Source organism: Corynebacterium sp. SA-MJD20WY100 (assembly GCF_039822565.1).
GTDB lineage: Bacteria > Actinomycetota > Actinomycetes > Mycobacteriales > Mycobacteriaceae > Corynebacterium > Corynebacterium phoceense_A.
This window is the reverse complement of sequence record NZ_JBCJKS010000012.1, coordinates 64,111-80,028: the sequence shown is the minus strand read 5'-3', so window position 1 is coordinate 80,028 and position 15,918 is coordinate 64,111. Positions and strand designations below refer to the sequence as shown.

Genomic DNA, 15,918 nt, shown 5'->3' with positions numbered 1-15,918 from the left:
GCAAGCGCTTGCTCTGCACCGTGGACTAACCCTCACAAACGACAACCCGCCCCGAAGGGCGGGCAATTCGGCATGCCGTTTTAGTTTTTCGTGCCGCCGAAGACCTCGGACATGTCGGCGACCTCGTCGGCTGTGAGAACGAAGTCGGTCGCGGCGAGATTCTCACGCAAACGCTCAGGATTGCGGCTGCCGGGGATGGGCACCGCGTTCTTCGCGATGACCCAAGCCAGCGAGAGCTGCGCGGGCGTCGCGTCATACACCGCAGCCAGCCGGCGGACGAGCGGGAGCAGCTCGGCGTTCGCGCCGTAGCAGCGGAACTGCGGCATCACTGAGCGGTAATCGCCGTTGCTGAAGGAGGCATGCGCGCCGACGGCGTCGGTGAGTAGGCCATTGGACAGCGGGCTCAACACGATGAACTGCGCGCCGAGCTCCTCGCCCACTCCCCGCTGCTGGCGTTTAGCACCCAGGTGCCCAGGCCCCGCCCGCTTGTCGATGCCCCGGCCCTCACGCCGCGGCGCCCGCGCGCGAGCTCTACGAGGCGATCGTTCGCGACTAGGCTGATTCGACGTGAAGCCACAACATACTCCTGCCGAACGCCGCGCTGCCGGCAAAGCAGCCCGCAAGCACACCCCGCGCCGTACCCTCGGCTCGTGGCAGCCTGCCGAGGACCGCGACCCGTTGGGCATCATCCACGCGCAGGCTCCGGCGCGCGTCGCGGAGCTGCTGCCGCTGCGCTACGCGCGGATGGGGGAGTCGGCGTTCGCGTTCTATCGCGGCGGAGCGGCGATTATGGCGGCGGACCTCGCGTCGTTGGCTACCTCGGGCATCACGGTCCAGGTCTGCGGAGACGCGCATATCTCGAACTTCGGGTTCTTCTCTGCGCCGGATCGGCGCACGGTCTTCGACCTCAACGATTTCGATGAGACGTTGCGCGACTGGTGACCAGCGTGGAAATTTGCGCGCGCGAGCGCGGCTTTGATCCGGAGGAGCTCGTCGAGTCCACCGTTGCCGCCTACCACCGGGCGATGTCTCGTTTCGCGGACATGGGCAACCTCGATGTGTGGTACGCACGCTTCGAGATGGAGGCGACACTCGATGAGTTCGGTGGACGACTGGGCAAAAAGTCCGTCAAGAGCGTGCACAAGCTCATCGCGAAGGCCCGTGCCAAGGACAGCCAGCGTGCGGTGGGCAAGCTCACCGAGGTCGTCGACGGGCAACGACGCATTATCTCGGATCCGCCGGTGCTCGTGCCGCTGCGTGATCTCGTGGAAGGCCCCGAGCGCGAGCTTGCCGATGCCGTCGTGCGCGAAGCGCTGAGCTCCTATCTCGCCACGCTCGCACCAGAGCGGGCCAGCTTGCTGCGTCAGTACCGCTACCAGGATGCAGCGATGAAGGTCGTGGGCGTGGGCAGCGTGGGCTTGCGTGCGTGGATGGTGGTGTTCGAGGGCAACGGCGAGCACGACCCGCTTGTTCTGCAGATCAAGGAGGCGCGGCCGTCAGCACTCGCGCCCTATCTCCCGGCAAGCGCGTACGCTCATCATGGTCAGCGCGTCATCGAGGGCCAACACGCCATCCAGGCGACGGCGGATATCCTGCTCGGCTGGACGCAGGTGGGCGATCACCACTTTTACGTGCGCCAACTGTGGAATGGCAAGGGTTCCATCGATCTCGATGACCTCAGCGCCGAGGAACTCAACGCGGTCGCCGTGCTCTCCGCCTTCACGCTCGCCCGCGCCCACGCCCGGACCGGTGACCGACTAGCCATCGCGGGCTATCTGGGTAAAGGTACCGCCTTTGAGCGCTCCGCCGCCCGGTTTGCGCGGGCCTATGCTGACCAGAACGAGGCCGACTGGCAGGCGTTTCGCGCCGAATTCCTCTAAAACACGCGCAGCGCCCCGCCGAAATTGGCGAGGCGCTGCGGGGCAGGCGGGATTATTCCCACTCGATGGTTCCCGGCGGCTTGGACGTGCAGTCCAGCACGACGCGGTTGACGTCTTTCACTTCGTTCGTGATGCGCGTGGAGATCTTCTCCAGCACGTCGTACGGCAGGCGGGTCCAGTCCGCGGTCATGGCGTCCTCAGAAGACACCGGACGCAGGACGATCGGGTGGCCGTAGGTGCGGCCGTCGCCCTGGACGCCCACGGAGCGGACGTCGGCGAGCAGCACGACCGGGCACTGCCAAATCTCGTTATCGAGGCCAGCAGCGGTAAGCTCCGTGCGCGCAATAAGGTCGGCTTGGCGCAGCGTCTCGAGACGCTCCGCGGTGACCTCGCCGATGATGCGGATGCCCAGGCCCGGCCCCGGGAACGGCTGACGGTTAACGATCTCCTCGGGCAAGCCGAGCTCGCGGCCCACGGCGCGGACCTCGTCCTTGAACAGCAGGCGCAGCGGCTCGACGAGAGTGAACTCGACGTCATCCGGCAGGCCGCCCACGTTGTGGTGGCTCTTGATATTCGCGGTGCCGTCGCCGCCGCCGGACTCCACGACGTCCGGGTACAAGGTGCCCTGGACGAGGAAGTCGACGGTGGAGTTAGCGGGGGCATCGGCAAGCACGCCCGCGACAGCACGCTCGAAGGAGCGGATGAACTCCGCGCCGATGGCCTTGCGCTTAGCTTCCGGATCCGTGACGCCGGCGAGCTTGGTGAGGAAGGCCTCGCGTTCGTCGACAGTGACGAGCTTGGCGCCCGTGGACTCGACGAAGTCGTGCTCGACCTGCTCGCGCTCGCCCGCACGAAGCAGGCCGTGGTCGACGAAGACGCAGGTGAGGCGGTCGCCGATGGCGCGCTGCACGAGGGCAGCAGCCACGGCGGAATCCACGCCGCCCGACAAGCCGCAAATCGCGCGGCCGTCTGGGCCAACCTGCTCGCGGACCTGCTCGATGAGCTGATCAGCGATGTTGTCCGCGGTCCAGTTCTGTTCGAGGCCAGCGACCTCGGTGAGGAAGCGGGTCAGCACCTTCTGACCGTGGTCGGAGTGCATGACTTCCGGGTGGTACTGGACGCCGGCCATGTGCTTGGCCAGGCACTCGAACGCGGCGACCGGGGCACCGGCAGAGGTCGCGGTGACCTCGAAGCCCTCCGGGGCCTTCGTCACGGAGTCACCGTGGGACATCCAAGCGTTGTGCTTTTCTTCGAGACCCTCGTGCAGGACGCCGCCGGAGACGGTGACCTCGGTGCGGCCGTACTCGCGGGCACCGGTCGCAGCGACGGTGCCGCCGAGCGCCTGCGTCATGGCCTGGAAGCCGTAGCAGATGCCGAAGACCGGGATTCCCAGCTCGAGCAGCTCCGGCTTGAGCGCCGGGGCGCCATCCTCGTAGACCGACGAAGGACCGCCGGAGAGGACGAGCGCGACCGGGTTCTTGGCCTTGATTTCTTCTACAGATGCGGAATTCGGGACGACCTCGGAGTAGATATTGGCCTCACGCACGCGGCGAGCGATGAGCTGCGCGTACTGGGCGCCAAAGTCCACGACGAGGACGGGGCGTGGATGAGTAGTAGTCACGCGATACAGTCTAACCCATGCGTCCCAGCGCCTCGGCGTAGAACTGTTCCAGCTTGTCGAACGGGATGGCGTCGAACTGATCGTAGAGGTCGGTGTGCGTCGCACCGTCGATAATAAGCAGTTCCTTGTTGTCTGCGAACTCCCCTGCGGTCAAGCGCTCGTACGTGCGCTCCGAGAAGTAGCGCGAGTGCGCCTCCGACCCATGGACGAGCAGCACGGGCGTCGCGATCTCGTGGGCAAACGCCTGCTGCGGCGTGTTGAGCAGCGAAAGCCCCGCAGTCACCGCCCAGCCGCCATTCGAGTTGAGCGAACGCGCGTGGTATCCCCGCTCCGTCTTGTAGTAGTTGTAGTAGCCACGCAGAAACTCCGGAGCGTCCTCTGCGGGCGCCTCATCCGGCACGCCGCCGGCCCGGGCGTAGGATCCCGTAGCAAAGTCGCGCGTGCGCTGCGCGTTGAGCGCCTCGCGCTGCTCGTGGCGCGCCGCGTACGAGTCCCCCTCGTCGAAGTACCCCTTCTGCGCCACCTCGCTCATGTTGTACATGGTCGACGCCACGGTGGCCTTGACGCGCGTGTCGATAGCCGCCGTGTTGATGGCGACGCCGCCCCAGCCGCACACGCCTAAGAGGCCAACATTCGTCACGTCGGAGCGATTGACAAGGTAGTCCACGGCCGCCTGGAAGTCCTCGGTGTTAATGTCCGGCGAGTTCATGTACCGCTGCACGCCCGAGGACTCGCCGGTAAACGACGGGTCGAAGGCAATGGTGAGGAAGCCACGGCGCGCCAGCTCCTGCGCGTAGAGTCCGCTGGACTGCTCCTTCACTGCGCCGAACGGACCAGACACGGCGATGGCGGGGCGCGGCGAGGGGGCATCGGCAGGCTCGTAAACGTCGGCGGCGAGCGTCGTGCCGAAGTGGGTCGGGATGGCGACCTTGGAGTGTTTGATGGAAGGGTCCTGCGGGAAAACCTTGTCCCAGATGGGAGTCATTTCGATGTTCATGCCCTTATTCTCCGCTCGGCGTGAATATTCCGCCAATAGCGATTTCGCATGCGCACTATTCTAGAATGGAATGCCATGGACCTGACCAACTTGCGCTATTTCCTCGCCGTCGCACGCGAAGGCTCGATGACGCACGCAGCGAGCACGCTCTTTATCAGCCAGCCAACGCTGTCCAAACGCATGTCCGCGCTCGAGGCCGAGTTAGGCCACAAGCTTTTCCGTCGCTCAGGCTCCGCCCTGGAGCTTACCGATGCCGCCCGCCTCCTCCGCGAGCGCGCCGAGACGCTTATCGCCATGGCCGACAAGACGGCCGCGGAGGTGCGCGCATTCGACGAAAATCTGGCGGGTGACCTCTTTTTTGGGCTCGCCGAGTCGCCGCATATCCGGTACGTGGCGCGGTGGGTGAGCGAGTTCCAGGACGCACACCCCGGGGTGAGGTTTCGGCTCACGAGCGGAGATACGGAGCAGGTCGTGGACAAGCTGCATGCGGGGCTGCTCGACTTCGCGGTACTGGCATCGCGCCCGGACCCGCAGATCTACCACACGGTGGCGCTACCGGAGGCGGATGTGTGGGGCGTGGTCACGCCGCGCGGCTCGGAGCTGGCGGGGCACGAATCTCTGAGCCCGCGCGATCTGACCGGAGTGCCGCTTATCTGCTCGGAGCAAGCGTGGGACGCAACGATAGTGCCATGGGCAGGCGACGTGGAACTCAGGTTGGCAGGCTCGACGCGGTTGGCGTATAACGGCGCACAGTTCGTGCGCGAGGGGCTGGGCCACATGCTGACCTTCGCGGACCTCGTCAACCTGGGCGAGGACCTGGCGTTCCGGCCCCTCGTGCCGCGGCTGGAAACCCAGCTTCACCTCGTGTGGCTGCGTGCGGGGCAGTTGAGTCCATTAGCGCAGCGCTTTGCGGAGAAAATGGAGACACGATGAGGACGTTAATGGTCGTGCTATGCGCGGGGCTCCTAGCGGGTTGCGGAGCGCCGCCGACGACCGCGGGACTCACGGGCGTGCTCGACGAGGCGGGCATCCCGCCCGTGACGGTCACCGCAGAAGAGCTCTTCGGCCACGAGTGGGACTCGTTCGCGGTCCGCGACGACGAGGTGACGCTGTGGCGTGACGGAATCGCGGAACACGTCCCGATGAACGACGGCATGGTCACGTTTGGCGGCCACGACATCGCGCGCTCCCCCATGTCGACGAAGCTTACTTTCGACAACGAGGGCCGCTGGATTTTCCTCAACGACTAACGCGCGGCCGCCGCGAGCGCCGCGCGGAACGCCACCAGCGCGGGGTGAACCTCCCGGCCAGCGTTAACGGCGGTGTACAGCGTGCGCGCAGGGTTACCGGGCAGCGGAACGACGCGCACGCCCGTGACGTTGGGGAGCATGAGCTCCGGCACGAGCGACACCGCATGGCCGCCGCGCACGAGGTGGACGTGAAGAAACGGGTCAGGGGTTTGGAAGGCGAAATTCGGCGCGAAGCCGTGGCGCAGGCACACCGCCTGGGCGAAGCGGCCCACTGCCAGATTCGGCGGATCGATGGCAAACGGCACGCCCTCTAGATCCGGCAGCTCCAAGCCCGACCACGGACCGGTCTCGGGCGTGATGAGGTACATCGGGTCACGCAGGAGCACCTCGCGGTGCATGGTGGCATCGGTAGGCGGGACGTCGCCGGGGTACTCCTCGCCGAGGATGAGGTCGACGTCGCGGCGCGCGAGCGCCTGCGCAGCGGCCTCCACGTCGTGTTGGATCACCTCGACCGTCAACTCCGGGAAATCCAGCGCCAGCTGCGTGAGCGCCGCCGGCAGCAACGAGGACAGGACGGTCTGGAAGCTCGTCACGCGAATCGTGCCGCGCACGCGGGAGGTCGAGGCGATGACGGCGGCAGAGGCCTCGTCGGCGAGCGCGAGCATGCGCTCGGCGTAGTCCGCGAGCACCTCGCCCTGCTCCGTGAGCCGCAGGCGCCGGCCCACGCGCTCCGTCAGCCGCGTTCCCACGTCGCGTTCGCACGCCGCGAGCTGCTGCGAGACCGCCGAATGCGTGTAGTGCAGCGAGTCCGCCACGGCCGTCACGGTGCCCAGGCGACGCAACTCGGCGAGGATGCGCAGTCGGCGGAGATCCAACATGCCCGATACGTTAGCAAAACTGACTGATATACGCCGCAGAATGGAGCTAGACTAACGGGTGCGCGATACGGCAGACTCGCAGCATGAAGGAAATCCTGTGCATCATCGGCTCGTGCGTCTCGCTCCAACTCGGCGCCGCGCTCGCCACACAACTCTTCCCCGCCGCCGGCACGTGGGGAACTGCGGCCATGCGCCTCGCGTTCGCCGCCGCGTTACTGCTCCTCATCGTGCGCCCGCGCGTGCGCCGCTGGACCCGCGCGCAGTGGGCCGCCGTGGCAGCCTTTGGCGCCTCGCTCGGCCTGATGAACGGGTTCTTCTACGCGGCTATCGGCGCTATCCCGCTCGGCACGGCCGTCACCATCGAATTCCTCGGTCCCCTCCTGCTCGCCGCGGTGCTCTCCCGCTCGCTTGCCGATGCCGCCTGCGTCGCCCTCGCCCTCACCGGCATGGTCCTGCTCGGTTTGGACTCGATCACGGGCGAGCCGCTCGACCCCGCGGGCGTCGCGTGCGCGCTGACCGCAGGCGCGTTCTGGATCTGCTACATCCTCGCGTCGAAGCGCGTGGGCCGCCTCGTTCCGGGCCAGGGCGGTCTCGCCGTGGCGCTCGTCTTCGGCGCGGTGGTGTTGCTGCCGCTGGGCGGCACCGGAGCCGCGACCATCGCCGCGGACCCGCACCTGCTCCTCCTCGCGGTGGGCACCGGGCTACTGGCGTCGCTTATCCCCTATTCACTCGAGCTCATCGCGCTGCGCACGCTCGCGCCCAACGTCTTCTCCGTGCTCATCGCGCTCGAGCCGGTCTTCGCCGCGTTCTTCGGATGGCTCCTGCTCGCGCAAGGCGTGACCGCCCTGAAGCTTACGGCCGTGGTCCTCGTTGTCACGGCGTCGGTGCTCCAGACACTCAGCGCTGGACAGCGCCGCACACGCGAAAGGCGCCGGAGTCCGCACACTCCAGCGCCCGTTCCTGCCTAACTCCTAGCGGCGCGGGGCTGCGAGCCCCAGCGTACAAAGAGGCCAACGGCAACGCCCACTACGACGCCCACGAGCACGTCCGTGAGCCAGTGCACGCCCACATACATGCGGGCCACCGCGCTTGCCACCGCGAAAGCCCAGGCCCAGGGCTTGCGGATGACAACGGCGAGCGCAAAGATGGCCACCGTATGCGCCGAGGGCATGCCCGAATCCGTCACGGTCGTGAGCTGGTAGAGCACGTCCGGGCGCGGCCGGTCGATGATCCACTTGAGCACGAGCGCCGTCACCTCGCCGAGGCCGACGGCAAACGCCGGGCTCCACTTCCGCGAGTAGAGCCCCCACGCGAGCACCGCGAGGAAGAGCCACCGTGGCGTGAGGATATGGCTGAAGATCACCGTGGGGGTGTTGAGCCATTCAATCCGGTGGGTGTAAATAAAGTCGAGAACTGCTTGATCCATAGAAAGTCCCGCATGCGGCAAAGATGCCGCGGACAGGCCGCGGCACCCTTGGTCCACACGTTAGCGGACGGCGAGACCCACCTTTTGGAAGGCCTTCAAGTCCGTGTAGCCGCACTTGGCCATGGCGCGCTTCAAGCCGCCGACCAGGTTGAGCAAGCCATGCGGCTCGTTGGACGGACCGTGGAGAACGACCTCGAGGCTGGGGTGCTCGGCCGCCAAGGAGGCATCGGGAAGCACATCGAGCGCATAGAGGTCTGCGGACTCGATGACGCCGCGCGGGAAGCGCGGGTGACCCGCCGTCGACGGCCAGTAGAAGCCCTGACCGCCAGCCTCGGCCGCGCGGGCGAGGACGGGGCCGAGCACGACGGCATCGGCACCGCAGGCAATGGCCTTGGCGATGTCCGCGGAGGTGAAGATGTCTCCATCCGCGAGGATGTGAACGTAGCGGCCACCGGTCTCGTCAAGATAGTCGCGGCGCGCGGCGGCGACATCAGCGATGGTGGTGGCCATGGGCACGTCGATGCCCACGGTCTCCGGGTTGGTGTTAACACCCGAGCCGACGATAACGCCCGCGGCGCCAGCGCGCATGAGGTGCAGGGCGGTGGTGTAATCCGCCACGCCGCCCGCGATGACCGGGGTATCGATGGAGCCGATGAACTCCTTGAGGTTGAGCGGCTCCCCGCCCTGCTGGACGTGCTCGGCGGAAATGAGCGTGCCCTGGATAAACAGGATCTCCGCGCCCGCCTTGATGACGACTGGGGCGAGCTCACGGGCACGTTGCGGGGACACGCGCACAGCCACGGTCACACCGGCATCGCGAACCTGCGCAATGCGCTCGGCGAGCAGTTCCTCGTTGAGCGGAGCTGCGTGGAGTTCCTGCAGCGTCGAGAGATCGGCGGGGTTCTCGGTCGCACGAGCGAGCGCGCCTTCGAGATCCTCGTGGCGTCCCCACAGGCCTTCGGCATTAATGACGCCTAGACCGCCCTGCTTGCCCATCTCGATGACGAACTCCGGCGTGGCCAGGGCGTCGGTCGGGTGTGAGACGAACGGCGTGTCGAAGGTGTACGCATCGACGTTCCACGTGGTGTCGACGTCCTTGGACGAACGGGTACGGCGCGTCGGGACGAGCGAGACCTGCGCCAGGTCGTAGGTGCGGCGAGCCTCGCGTCCGATGCCGATTTCAACGTAGTCGCGCATGAATAGTCCTTAGCGGTAGTTCGGGGCTTCGATGATCTGCTGCAGGTGGTGCGGGTGGGATTCCTTGAGACCCGCGGCGGTAATCTGCACGAAGCGCTTGGTCTTGAGCTCGTCGAGGTTCGCGGAACCGGTGTAGCCCATCGAGGCGCGCAGGCCGCCGATGATCTGGTGAACGATGGCATCCATGTCGCCGCGGAACGGCACGCGTCCCTCCACGCCTTCCGGCACGAGCTTGTCCTCGCTCTTGACGTCTGCCTGGAAGTAGCGGTCCTTGGAGTAGGAACGCTTCTCGCCGGACAGGCCGCGGCCCTGCATGGCGCCCATGGAGCCCATGCCGCGGTAGCGCTTGTACTGCTTGCCGTTCACGACGACGATGTCGCCGGGGGCCTCGGTGGTGCCAGCGAACATAGAGCCGAGCATGACGGTGTCAGCACCGGCCGCGAGTGCCTTCGCGATGTCGCCGGAGTACTGCATGCCACCGTCGCCGATGATCGGAATGCCCGCCGGGCCTGCGACCGCGGCGGCTTCCATGATGGCGGTAATCTGCGGCGCGCCGACGCCAGCGACCACGCGGGTGGTGCAGATGGAGCCCGGGCCGATGCCGACCTTGATGGCGTCCGCGCCAGCGGCGATCATGTCGCGCGCCGCCTCGCGGGTGGCGAGGTTGCCGCCCACGACGTCGATCTTCGAACCGAAGTCCTTCTGCACGCGGGAGACCATCTCGAGCACGCGGTTGTTGTGCGCGTGGGCGGAGTCGACGACGAGGACGTCGACGCCCGCGTCGACGAGTGCGCCGGCGCGGTTGTATGCGTCCTCGCCGGTGCCGATGCCCGCGGCAACGAGCAGGCGGCCGGAGTCGTCCTTCGAGGCGTTGGGGAATTGCTCGGTCTTGACGAAGTCCTTGACGGTGATAAGGCCGACGAGTTTGTTGTTCGCGTCGACGATGGGCAGTTTTTCAACCTTGTTGGTGGAAAGCAACGCCAGCGCCTCGTCCTTCGTCACGCCTTCCTTGGCGACGACGAGCGGCATGGGCGTCATAATCTCGGAGACCTTGCGCGAGTAGTCCGGCTCGAAGCGCATGTCGCGGTTGGTGCAGATACCCAACAGGATGCCATTCGCGTCGACCACCGGCAGGCCGGAGATGCGGAAGCGCGCGCAGAGGTCATCGACTTCCTGGATGGTCATATCCGGTGACGCGGTGACCGGATCCGTGACCATGCCTGATTCGGAGCGCTTCACAATCTCTACCTGCTGTGCTTGGTCCTCCGTGGACAGATTGCGGTGGAGCACGCCGATGCCGCCCTGGCGGGCCATCGCAATAGCCATCCGCGCCTCGGTAACGGTGTCCATCGCGGCCGATACCAGCGGGACGCCCAGGCGGATATTGCGCGTGAATTGAGCCGACGTCTCTACCTCGGAAGGAACGATGTTGGATTCGGCCGGAAGCAGAAGGACATCGTCAAAGGTCAATCCGTAGAGGGCAACCTTATTCGGGTCGTCCCCACCGGTGTGAATACGAGAATCGGTCATGCGAAGAAGTCTCCTAACATTTGCGGCATCAAACAAGGCTGATAGTGCCCTTTACTGTAGTCTTTTCGACTCTCAAGGGGGAATTGCGCAATAACGCACGGCCCCCTAGGCTCGATCAGGTGAACTTTTTCGCGAATATGCCCCGCGATCCCTTCGCGGATGATCCCAACGACCCCGCGTCCTTCTTGGAAGAAGAGGACACCGTCGAGCCGTTGAGCCCTGAGGAACGCGCCGCGGTCGAACACGACCTGAAGCTCGTCCAGGAATTCGCCCGCGTCCTCGGTCCCCGCGGGGTCGACGGCGTGTTCTTCTTCTGCGAAGACTGCGGCGAGGACCACTTCTACGAGTGGGACATCATGGCGGCCAACATGCGCTCGACGCTGAGCAACGAGCTCGCGCCCGTCCATGAGCCTGGTGCCCAGCCCGACCCGTCGCGCTACGTCCCGTGGGACTACGCGCTGGGCTACCTCGACGGACTCGAGGGCCGCTAGCCCTGCCGCAACGCACGCGCCACACGCAGCGTTGAACACGACAGAACCCGGCGACCATGTGGTCGCCGGGTTCTTCGCTATGTACGGGTGACTTTACTCGCCCGACTGTACCGGGCTGTCGGCCTAGATATCGACGGTGTAGGCATCCTAGGTATCAGACGCCGTGGCGGCGTTGCCGGAGTTGCCCATGTTCGGATCATCGGCCACGGCGGCCGTCGTTTCCAGCGGTTCCGGGGCCTGCGTCGCCGACGTATCTCCGCCCGCGGACGGCTCAGTCTGCGGGTTGGTCACCGAGGCTTCAGACGAACCGATGCCTGCCTCGCCTTGGCTCGGAGCCTGGACGGTTTCCGTCTGGACGAGCGTCTGGGTGGCGGTGACGGTGCCGGGCTCGGCGGCGGACGAGGGGGCATCGGAAGCCTCGGGCGTCACGGTAACCGTCACTGTAATCCTCTGGCTGCGCTGCTGCTCGAGACGCTTTTCAGCGGCCTCCAGCTTGGCCACGACCTCAGGAGACGGATCCTTAAGCTTCTTGCGCGTATCGGACAGCACGGCACGCGCGCCCTCGATATCGCCTTGGGCAACCTTGTCCTGCATCTCCTCGAGCGAGGAGGCGAGCTCCACCTCTGCAGCGTCCTGCGACGTGCCAAAGACGGACTCGTTGAGACCATAGAGCGGCGAGCCGGGACCGGCATTATAGACCACAGCGCCAGACCCCGCGAGAAGCACGGTCGCGGCGGCAGCCCCGATGAGACCGGAGGCCCAGGGGCTGACGCGACGGCGACGCCGCGCGGCAGCAAGAGAGATGACTTCGGGCTCGTGGTCCGCGCCCTCAACTATGGGTGCTGGCGGCATGGGAGCCTCGACTTCGTCACGCAATTCAAGGAACAGCGCTGCCAGCGGGTCGTCGCCCGCTGAAGGATCGTTGCCCAAGGAAAGTTCGGTGAGGAATGCATCGTCATCGACGAGCGGCTGGAGCTGTGCGGCGATGTCTTGGGCCTCCGCATCATTGTGCTTAGCCATTCAGCTCACTCCCTTCCTGGCTATAAAATAATAATGAAATCACGCGCGCTCAGCCCGCTGGGAAGAAACGGCTTTACGCAGTTGGGATAGCGCGCGATGCTGCGCAACACGGACCGCGCCTGGAGTTGAACCGACGATCTCCGCCGTCTCTTCTGCCGAGAGACCGACGAAGACTCGGAGAATCACGATGTCGCGAGCCTTGTCACTCAATGTATCGAGCAACGCGCGCACCTTGTTACTTCCGTCGACTTCTAAAGCGGCTTCCTCGGGGGTGTTGTCCGTCGCAGTGGAATCCGGGACGTCCTCGGTGGGCAGAGAATGGTCACGACCCATCGCTCGGTGCGCATCTGTCACCTTGTTAAACGCGATGCCGTAGACGAAGGCCATAAACGGGCGTCCTTTGTCTTCATAGCCAGAAATGGCGGTGGAGACGGCGAGGCAGATTTCCTGCGTCACGTCTTCAGCCGTGGGCTGACGTCCGCCGCCAATGCGCGCACGGCAATAGCGCAGCACCTGTGGATAAATAATTGCGAGGAGCTTCTGCAGTGCACGTTTATTACCGTCAACGGCCAACGGCACCAGGCCGTCGAGCTCAGAGTCGGTGTCGCTCACTTGTCATCATCCCTCACGCGAAAGTCGTTTCCAGCTTTTAACATCTTGGCACAACCACGTGAAAGAAACACAAACAGCCGCGTGGGTTCTAAAGAAAGAGGAAAATTCACCAATCTTTAACCTTACTTATCTTCGCAGGTAGATCCCCTCCGGCGCGGCGCCGCACGCTGCACGCCATGCGAAGGAAACCCGCGGTTCAACAATCGTTCATGTCGTGAGTAGACACTTCCTATCTCGTACGACACGCCGAGATGCGTGAAGGTCTAACACAAGGAGACAGAAGGAACGTGGCTCAGCCTCAATTCCTGCCGGGACCTACTTCCGAGCTGTGGGAGTGGCAATTGCACGGTGCCTGCCGTGGCGAGAACTCGGACGTTTTCTACCATCCGGACGGCGAGCGCGGGCGTGCGCGTGCCCAGCGCGAGAACCGCGCCAAGGCGATTTGCAGCAGCTGCCCCGTCATTGAGCTGTGCCGCGAGCACGCGCTCGCCTCGGCTGAGCCTTACGGCGTATGGGGCGGCATGAGCGAGACCGAGCGCACCATTGCACTGCGTTCCCGCCGCAACCGCGCCAAGGTCACCGTCTAGCTTGCCGATGCCCCCTCGACGTACGCCGCCAGATACCTTCCGGTGAGGCTGTCGCCAGGCTTCGCGGCGAGTGCGCGGGGGCTTGCCTGCGCGATAACGCGGCCGCCGGCGCTGCCGGCGCCGGGGCCGAGATCGATGACGTGGTCAGCGCGCGCGACGACGGCGAGGTGGTGCTCGACCGCGATGACGGTCATGCCCTCATCGACGAGGCGGTCGATGAGCCGCACGAGCGTGTCGATGTCGGCGAGATGCAGGCCGGTAGTCGGCTCGTCGAGGACGATGACGTCGACTGGTCTTTCCGCGGCCTTCTTCGCGCGGCGGGCTTTGTGGAGCTCGCCGAGGTGGACCGCGAGCTTGAGGCGCTGACGCTCACCGCCCGAGAGCGTGGTGAGCGACTGGCCGAGGGTGAGGTAGCTCAGACCCACGGCGACGAGGTCGTCACAGATGCGTGCGGCGGCGGTGACCTTCGCGGCGCGGAGGAACTCGGCGGCGCGGGCGGCCGGCAGCTCGAGAACGTCGGCGATGTTGAGCGACTCCTCGCTGGCGGCGAGCCGGAAGTCGAGGACGGCGTCGGCGAAGCGGCGGCCCTCGCAGACCTCACAGGGCACGTCGACGCCCGACATGAATCCAAGCTCGACAAAGACGGTGCCGGCGCCGTTGCAGTGAGGGCAGGCACCCTCGGAGTTCGCGGAGAAGAGCGCGGGTTTCACGCCGTTGGCCTTGGCGAAGGCGGTGCGAATGGAGTCGAGCGCGCCGGTATACGTCGCCGGGTTGGAGCGCCGCGAGCCCTTGATGGGCTTCTGATCCACGAGCAGGAACGAACCCGGCAGGCAGTCCATGAGTGAGGACTTGCCGGAGCCCGCGATGCCAGTAACGCACGTGAAGACGCCACGCGGGATATCGACGTCGACGTCGCGCAGGTTGTTCTTGGACGCGCCGCGGACTTCGATGGCGCCGGTGGGCTCGCGCACGGTCTCTTTGCAGTGGGCGCGGTCGGCGAGGTGACGGGCCGTGAGCGATTCGGCCGCGCGCAAGTCGGTGACGGTGCCGGCGAACAGGATCTCGCCGCCCTCGCTGCCGGCGCCGGGTCCGAGATCCACGACGTAATCGGCGAGCTCGATAATTTCCGGCTTGTGCTCGACGACGAGGACGGTGTTGCCCTTGTCGCGCAGCGCGAGCAGCAGGCGGCCGAGCCGCGCGATGTCGTGCGGGTGAAGGCCAGCGGTCGGCTCGTCGAAGACGTAGGTGGCATCCGTGAGCGCCGAGGAGAGGTGTCGCACCATGCGGGTACGCTGCGCCTCGCCACCAGACAGCGTGCCCGCTGGGCGGTCGAGCGTGAGATAACCTAGCCCCAGCTCGATAGCGTTGCACAGGGACTGCGCGATGGAGTCGACGAGCGGGGCGACCTGCGGCAGAGTGAGGGCGTCGAGCCAGGCGAGGGCATCGGAAAGCTCGAGCGCGCAGACGTCTGCGATGGACTTACCTGCGAGCTTTGAGTCGCGGGCATGCTGGGCCAGGCGCGTGCCCTCGCAGGCGGGGCAGGTCACGAACCGGACTGCGCGCTCGACGAACTCTCGGACGTGCTTCTGGAGACTCGCCGGATCGTTGGCGAGCATCGAGCCGCGCATGCGTGGCAGCAGGCCCTGGTAGCTCACGTTGATGCCATTGAGCTTCGTCTTGATGCCGTCGAGCTCAAGCAGCGCGTGCCGCTGTTCCTCGGTGAACTCGCGGACAGGGACATCCGTGGGATAAAGGCCGGACTGGGCGTAGGCCTTCCACGTCCACGAGCCGACCTTGAGGCCAGGCAGGAGGATGGCTCCATCGTCAAGGGAGAGCGATTCGTCCACGACGGCGGAAAGATCGATGTCAGAGACGGTGCCGCGGCCCTCGCACGTGGGGCACATGCCGCCGGCCCTTTCGAATCGCGTGAGCTCCTTCTTCTTTCCGTTGACGGACATGCCGCCTTGGGCAGAGACCGAGGGCACGTTGAAAGAGTAGGCGCCGGGGCCGCCCGCGCGGGGCTCGGCGGCGCGGGAGAAGAGCACGCGCAGCGCCGGCGTGATGTCCGTGGCGGTACCAAACGTCGAGCGCGCGTTGGCGGCCATGGGCTCCTGCCCCACGATGATGGCGGCGGTGAGCCCCTCCAGGCGGTCGACATCCGGGCGCGGCAGAGACTGCATGAAGCCCTGGACGAAACCGGGGTAGGTCTCGTTGACCAGGCGCTGCGACTCCGCGGCGATGGTGTCGAAAACGAGAGAGGACTTGCCGGAGCCCGACACGCCGGTGAAGACGGTGAGTTGGCGCTTGGGGATGTCGACGCAGACGCCGCGGAGGTTGTTATCGCGGGCGCCGGTCACACGGATGAAATCATGCACGTGCTTCATCATAAAACGCGTGCAACCCCGTCCACGGGTGGACGGGGTTGGCGG

The 15,918-nt window shown here is 65.9% G+C and carries 15 protein-coding genes and 1 pseudogene; 6 read left to right on the top strand and 10 right to left on the bottom strand.

What is annotated here, in order from left to right:
• Positions 1-80 precede the first annotated feature (80 nt).
• Positions 81-440 (bottom strand): aldo/keto reductase, encoded by a 360-nt coding sequence (locus ABJ196_RS08085; protein ID WP_347306052.1) that lies wholly within the window; start codon positions 438-440, stop codon positions 81-83.
• A gap of 304 nt (positions 441-744) precedes the next feature.
• On the opposite strand from ABJ196_RS08085, the pseudogene ABJ196_RS08080 reads away from it, so the two are divergent.
• Positions 745-1,880 (top strand): annotated as a pseudogene (locus ABJ196_RS08080) (DUF2252 domain-containing protein).
• 52 nt (positions 1,881-1,932) lie between these two features.
• On the opposite strand, the gene guaA reads toward ABJ196_RS08080, so the two are convergent.
• Together guaA and ABJ196_RS08070 are read right to left on the bottom strand one after the other, a co-directional pair.
• Complete coding sequence (guaA, locus tag ABJ196_RS08075; protein ID WP_347306056.1) at positions 1,933-3,510, bottom strand: glutamine-hydrolyzing GMP synthase; 1,578 nt, start codon at positions 3,508-3,510, stop codon at positions 1,933-1,935.
• Between the two features lies 1 nt (position 3,511).
• On the bottom strand, positions 3,512-4,498 hold the full coding sequence (locus tag ABJ196_RS08070; RefSeq protein WP_347306050.1) for an alpha/beta hydrolase: 987 nt from the start codon (positions 4,496-4,498) through the stop codon (positions 3,512-3,514).
• A 75-nt stretch (positions 4,499-4,573) separates the two neighbouring features.
• On the opposite strand from ABJ196_RS08070, the gene ABJ196_RS08065 reads away from it, so the two are divergent.
• Together ABJ196_RS08065 and ABJ196_RS08060 are read left to right on the top strand one after the other, a co-directional pair.
• Positions 4,574-5,431: a LysR family transcriptional regulator gene (locus ABJ196_RS08065; RefSeq protein WP_347306048.1), complete on the top strand. Its 858-nt coding sequence runs from the start codon at positions 4,574-4,576 to the stop codon at positions 5,429-5,431.
• An 8-nt stretch (positions 5,432-5,439) separates the two neighbouring features.
• Positions 5,440-5,748 carry a hypothetical protein gene (locus tag ABJ196_RS08060; RefSeq protein WP_347306046.1) on the top strand — a complete coding sequence of 103 codons (309 nt, stop codon included), beginning with the start codon at positions 5,440-5,442 and terminating at the stop codon, positions 5,746-5,748.
• On the opposite strand, the gene ABJ196_RS08055 is transcribed toward ABJ196_RS08060, so the two are convergent.
• Positions 5,745-6,626 (bottom strand): LysR family transcriptional regulator, encoded by an 882-nt coding sequence (locus ABJ196_RS08055; RefSeq protein WP_347306044.1) that lies wholly within the window; start codon positions 6,624-6,626, stop codon positions 5,745-5,747. The genes ABJ196_RS08060 and ABJ196_RS08055 overlap by 4 nt on opposite strands.
• An 83-nt stretch (positions 6,627-6,709) precedes the next feature.
• On the opposite strand from ABJ196_RS08055, the gene ABJ196_RS08050 reads away from it, so the two are divergent.
• On the top strand, positions 6,710-7,594 hold the full coding sequence (locus ABJ196_RS08050) for an EamA family transporter (protein ID WP_347306042.1): 885 nt from the start codon (positions 6,710-6,712) through the stop codon (positions 7,592-7,594).
• On the opposite strand, the gene ABJ196_RS08045 is transcribed toward ABJ196_RS08050, so the two are convergent.
• The 3 genes from ABJ196_RS08045 to guaB are packed head-to-tail and all read right to left on the bottom strand — an operon-like array spanning position 7,591 to position 10,779.
• A complete protein-coding gene (locus ABJ196_RS08045; protein ID WP_347306040.1) occupies positions 7,591-8,052 on the bottom strand; it encodes a phosphatase PAP2 family protein in 462 nt (153 codons plus the stop codon). The two genes, ABJ196_RS08050 and ABJ196_RS08045, sit on opposite strands and share 4 nt — an antisense overlap.
• 60 nt (positions 8,053-8,112) lie before the next feature.
• Positions 8,113-9,249 carry a GuaB3 family IMP dehydrogenase-related protein gene (locus ABJ196_RS08040; RefSeq protein ID WP_347306038.1) on the bottom strand — a complete coding sequence of 379 codons (1,137 nt, stop codon included), beginning with the start codon at positions 9,247-9,249 and terminating at the stop codon, positions 8,113-8,115.
• 9 nt (positions 9,250-9,258) lie between these two features.
• The gene (gene guaB, locus ABJ196_RS08035; protein WP_347306036.1) at positions 9,259-10,779 is read right to left on the bottom strand and encodes an IMP dehydrogenase; all 1,521 of its coding nucleotides are present in this window, start codon (positions 10,777-10,779) and stop codon (positions 9,259-9,261) included.
• Between the two features lie 119 nt (positions 10,780-10,898).
• Here guaB and ABJ196_RS08030 point away from each other — a divergent pair, with 119 nt between their 5' ends.
• Positions 10,899-11,270 (top strand): DUF5319 domain-containing protein, encoded by a 372-nt coding sequence (locus tag ABJ196_RS08030; RefSeq protein ID WP_347306034.1) that lies wholly within the window; start codon positions 10,899-10,901, stop codon positions 11,268-11,270.
• Positions 11,271-11,417: 147 nt separating this feature from the next.
• Here ABJ196_RS08030 and ABJ196_RS08025 read toward each other — a convergent pair whose 3' ends face one another.
• Complete coding sequence (locus tag ABJ196_RS08025; protein ID WP_347306032.1) at positions 11,418-12,290, bottom strand: hypothetical protein; 873 nt, start codon at positions 12,288-12,290, stop codon at positions 11,418-11,420.
• 39 nt (positions 12,291-12,329) lie between these two features.
• Entirely contained in the window at positions 12,330-12,902 is a 573-nt protein-coding gene (locus ABJ196_RS08020; RefSeq protein ID WP_347306030.1) for a sigma-70 family RNA polymerase sigma factor, read from the bottom strand.
• A gap of 287 nt (positions 12,903-13,189) precedes the next feature.
• Here ABJ196_RS08020 and ABJ196_RS08015 point away from each other — a divergent pair, with 287 nt between their 5' ends.
• The gene (locus tag ABJ196_RS08015) at positions 13,190-13,489 is read left to right on the top strand and encodes a WhiB family transcriptional regulator (RefSeq protein WP_347306028.1); all 300 of its coding nucleotides are present in this window, start codon (positions 13,190-13,192) and stop codon (positions 13,487-13,489) included.
• On the opposite strand, the gene ABJ196_RS08010 is transcribed toward ABJ196_RS08015, so the two are convergent.
• On the bottom strand, positions 13,486-15,864 hold the full coding sequence (locus tag ABJ196_RS08010; protein ID WP_347306026.1) for an excinuclease ABC subunit UvrA: 2,379 nt from the start codon (positions 15,862-15,864) through the stop codon (positions 13,486-13,488). The genes ABJ196_RS08015 and ABJ196_RS08010 overlap by 4 nt on opposite strands.
• Positions 15,865-15,918: the final 54 nt, after the last annotated feature.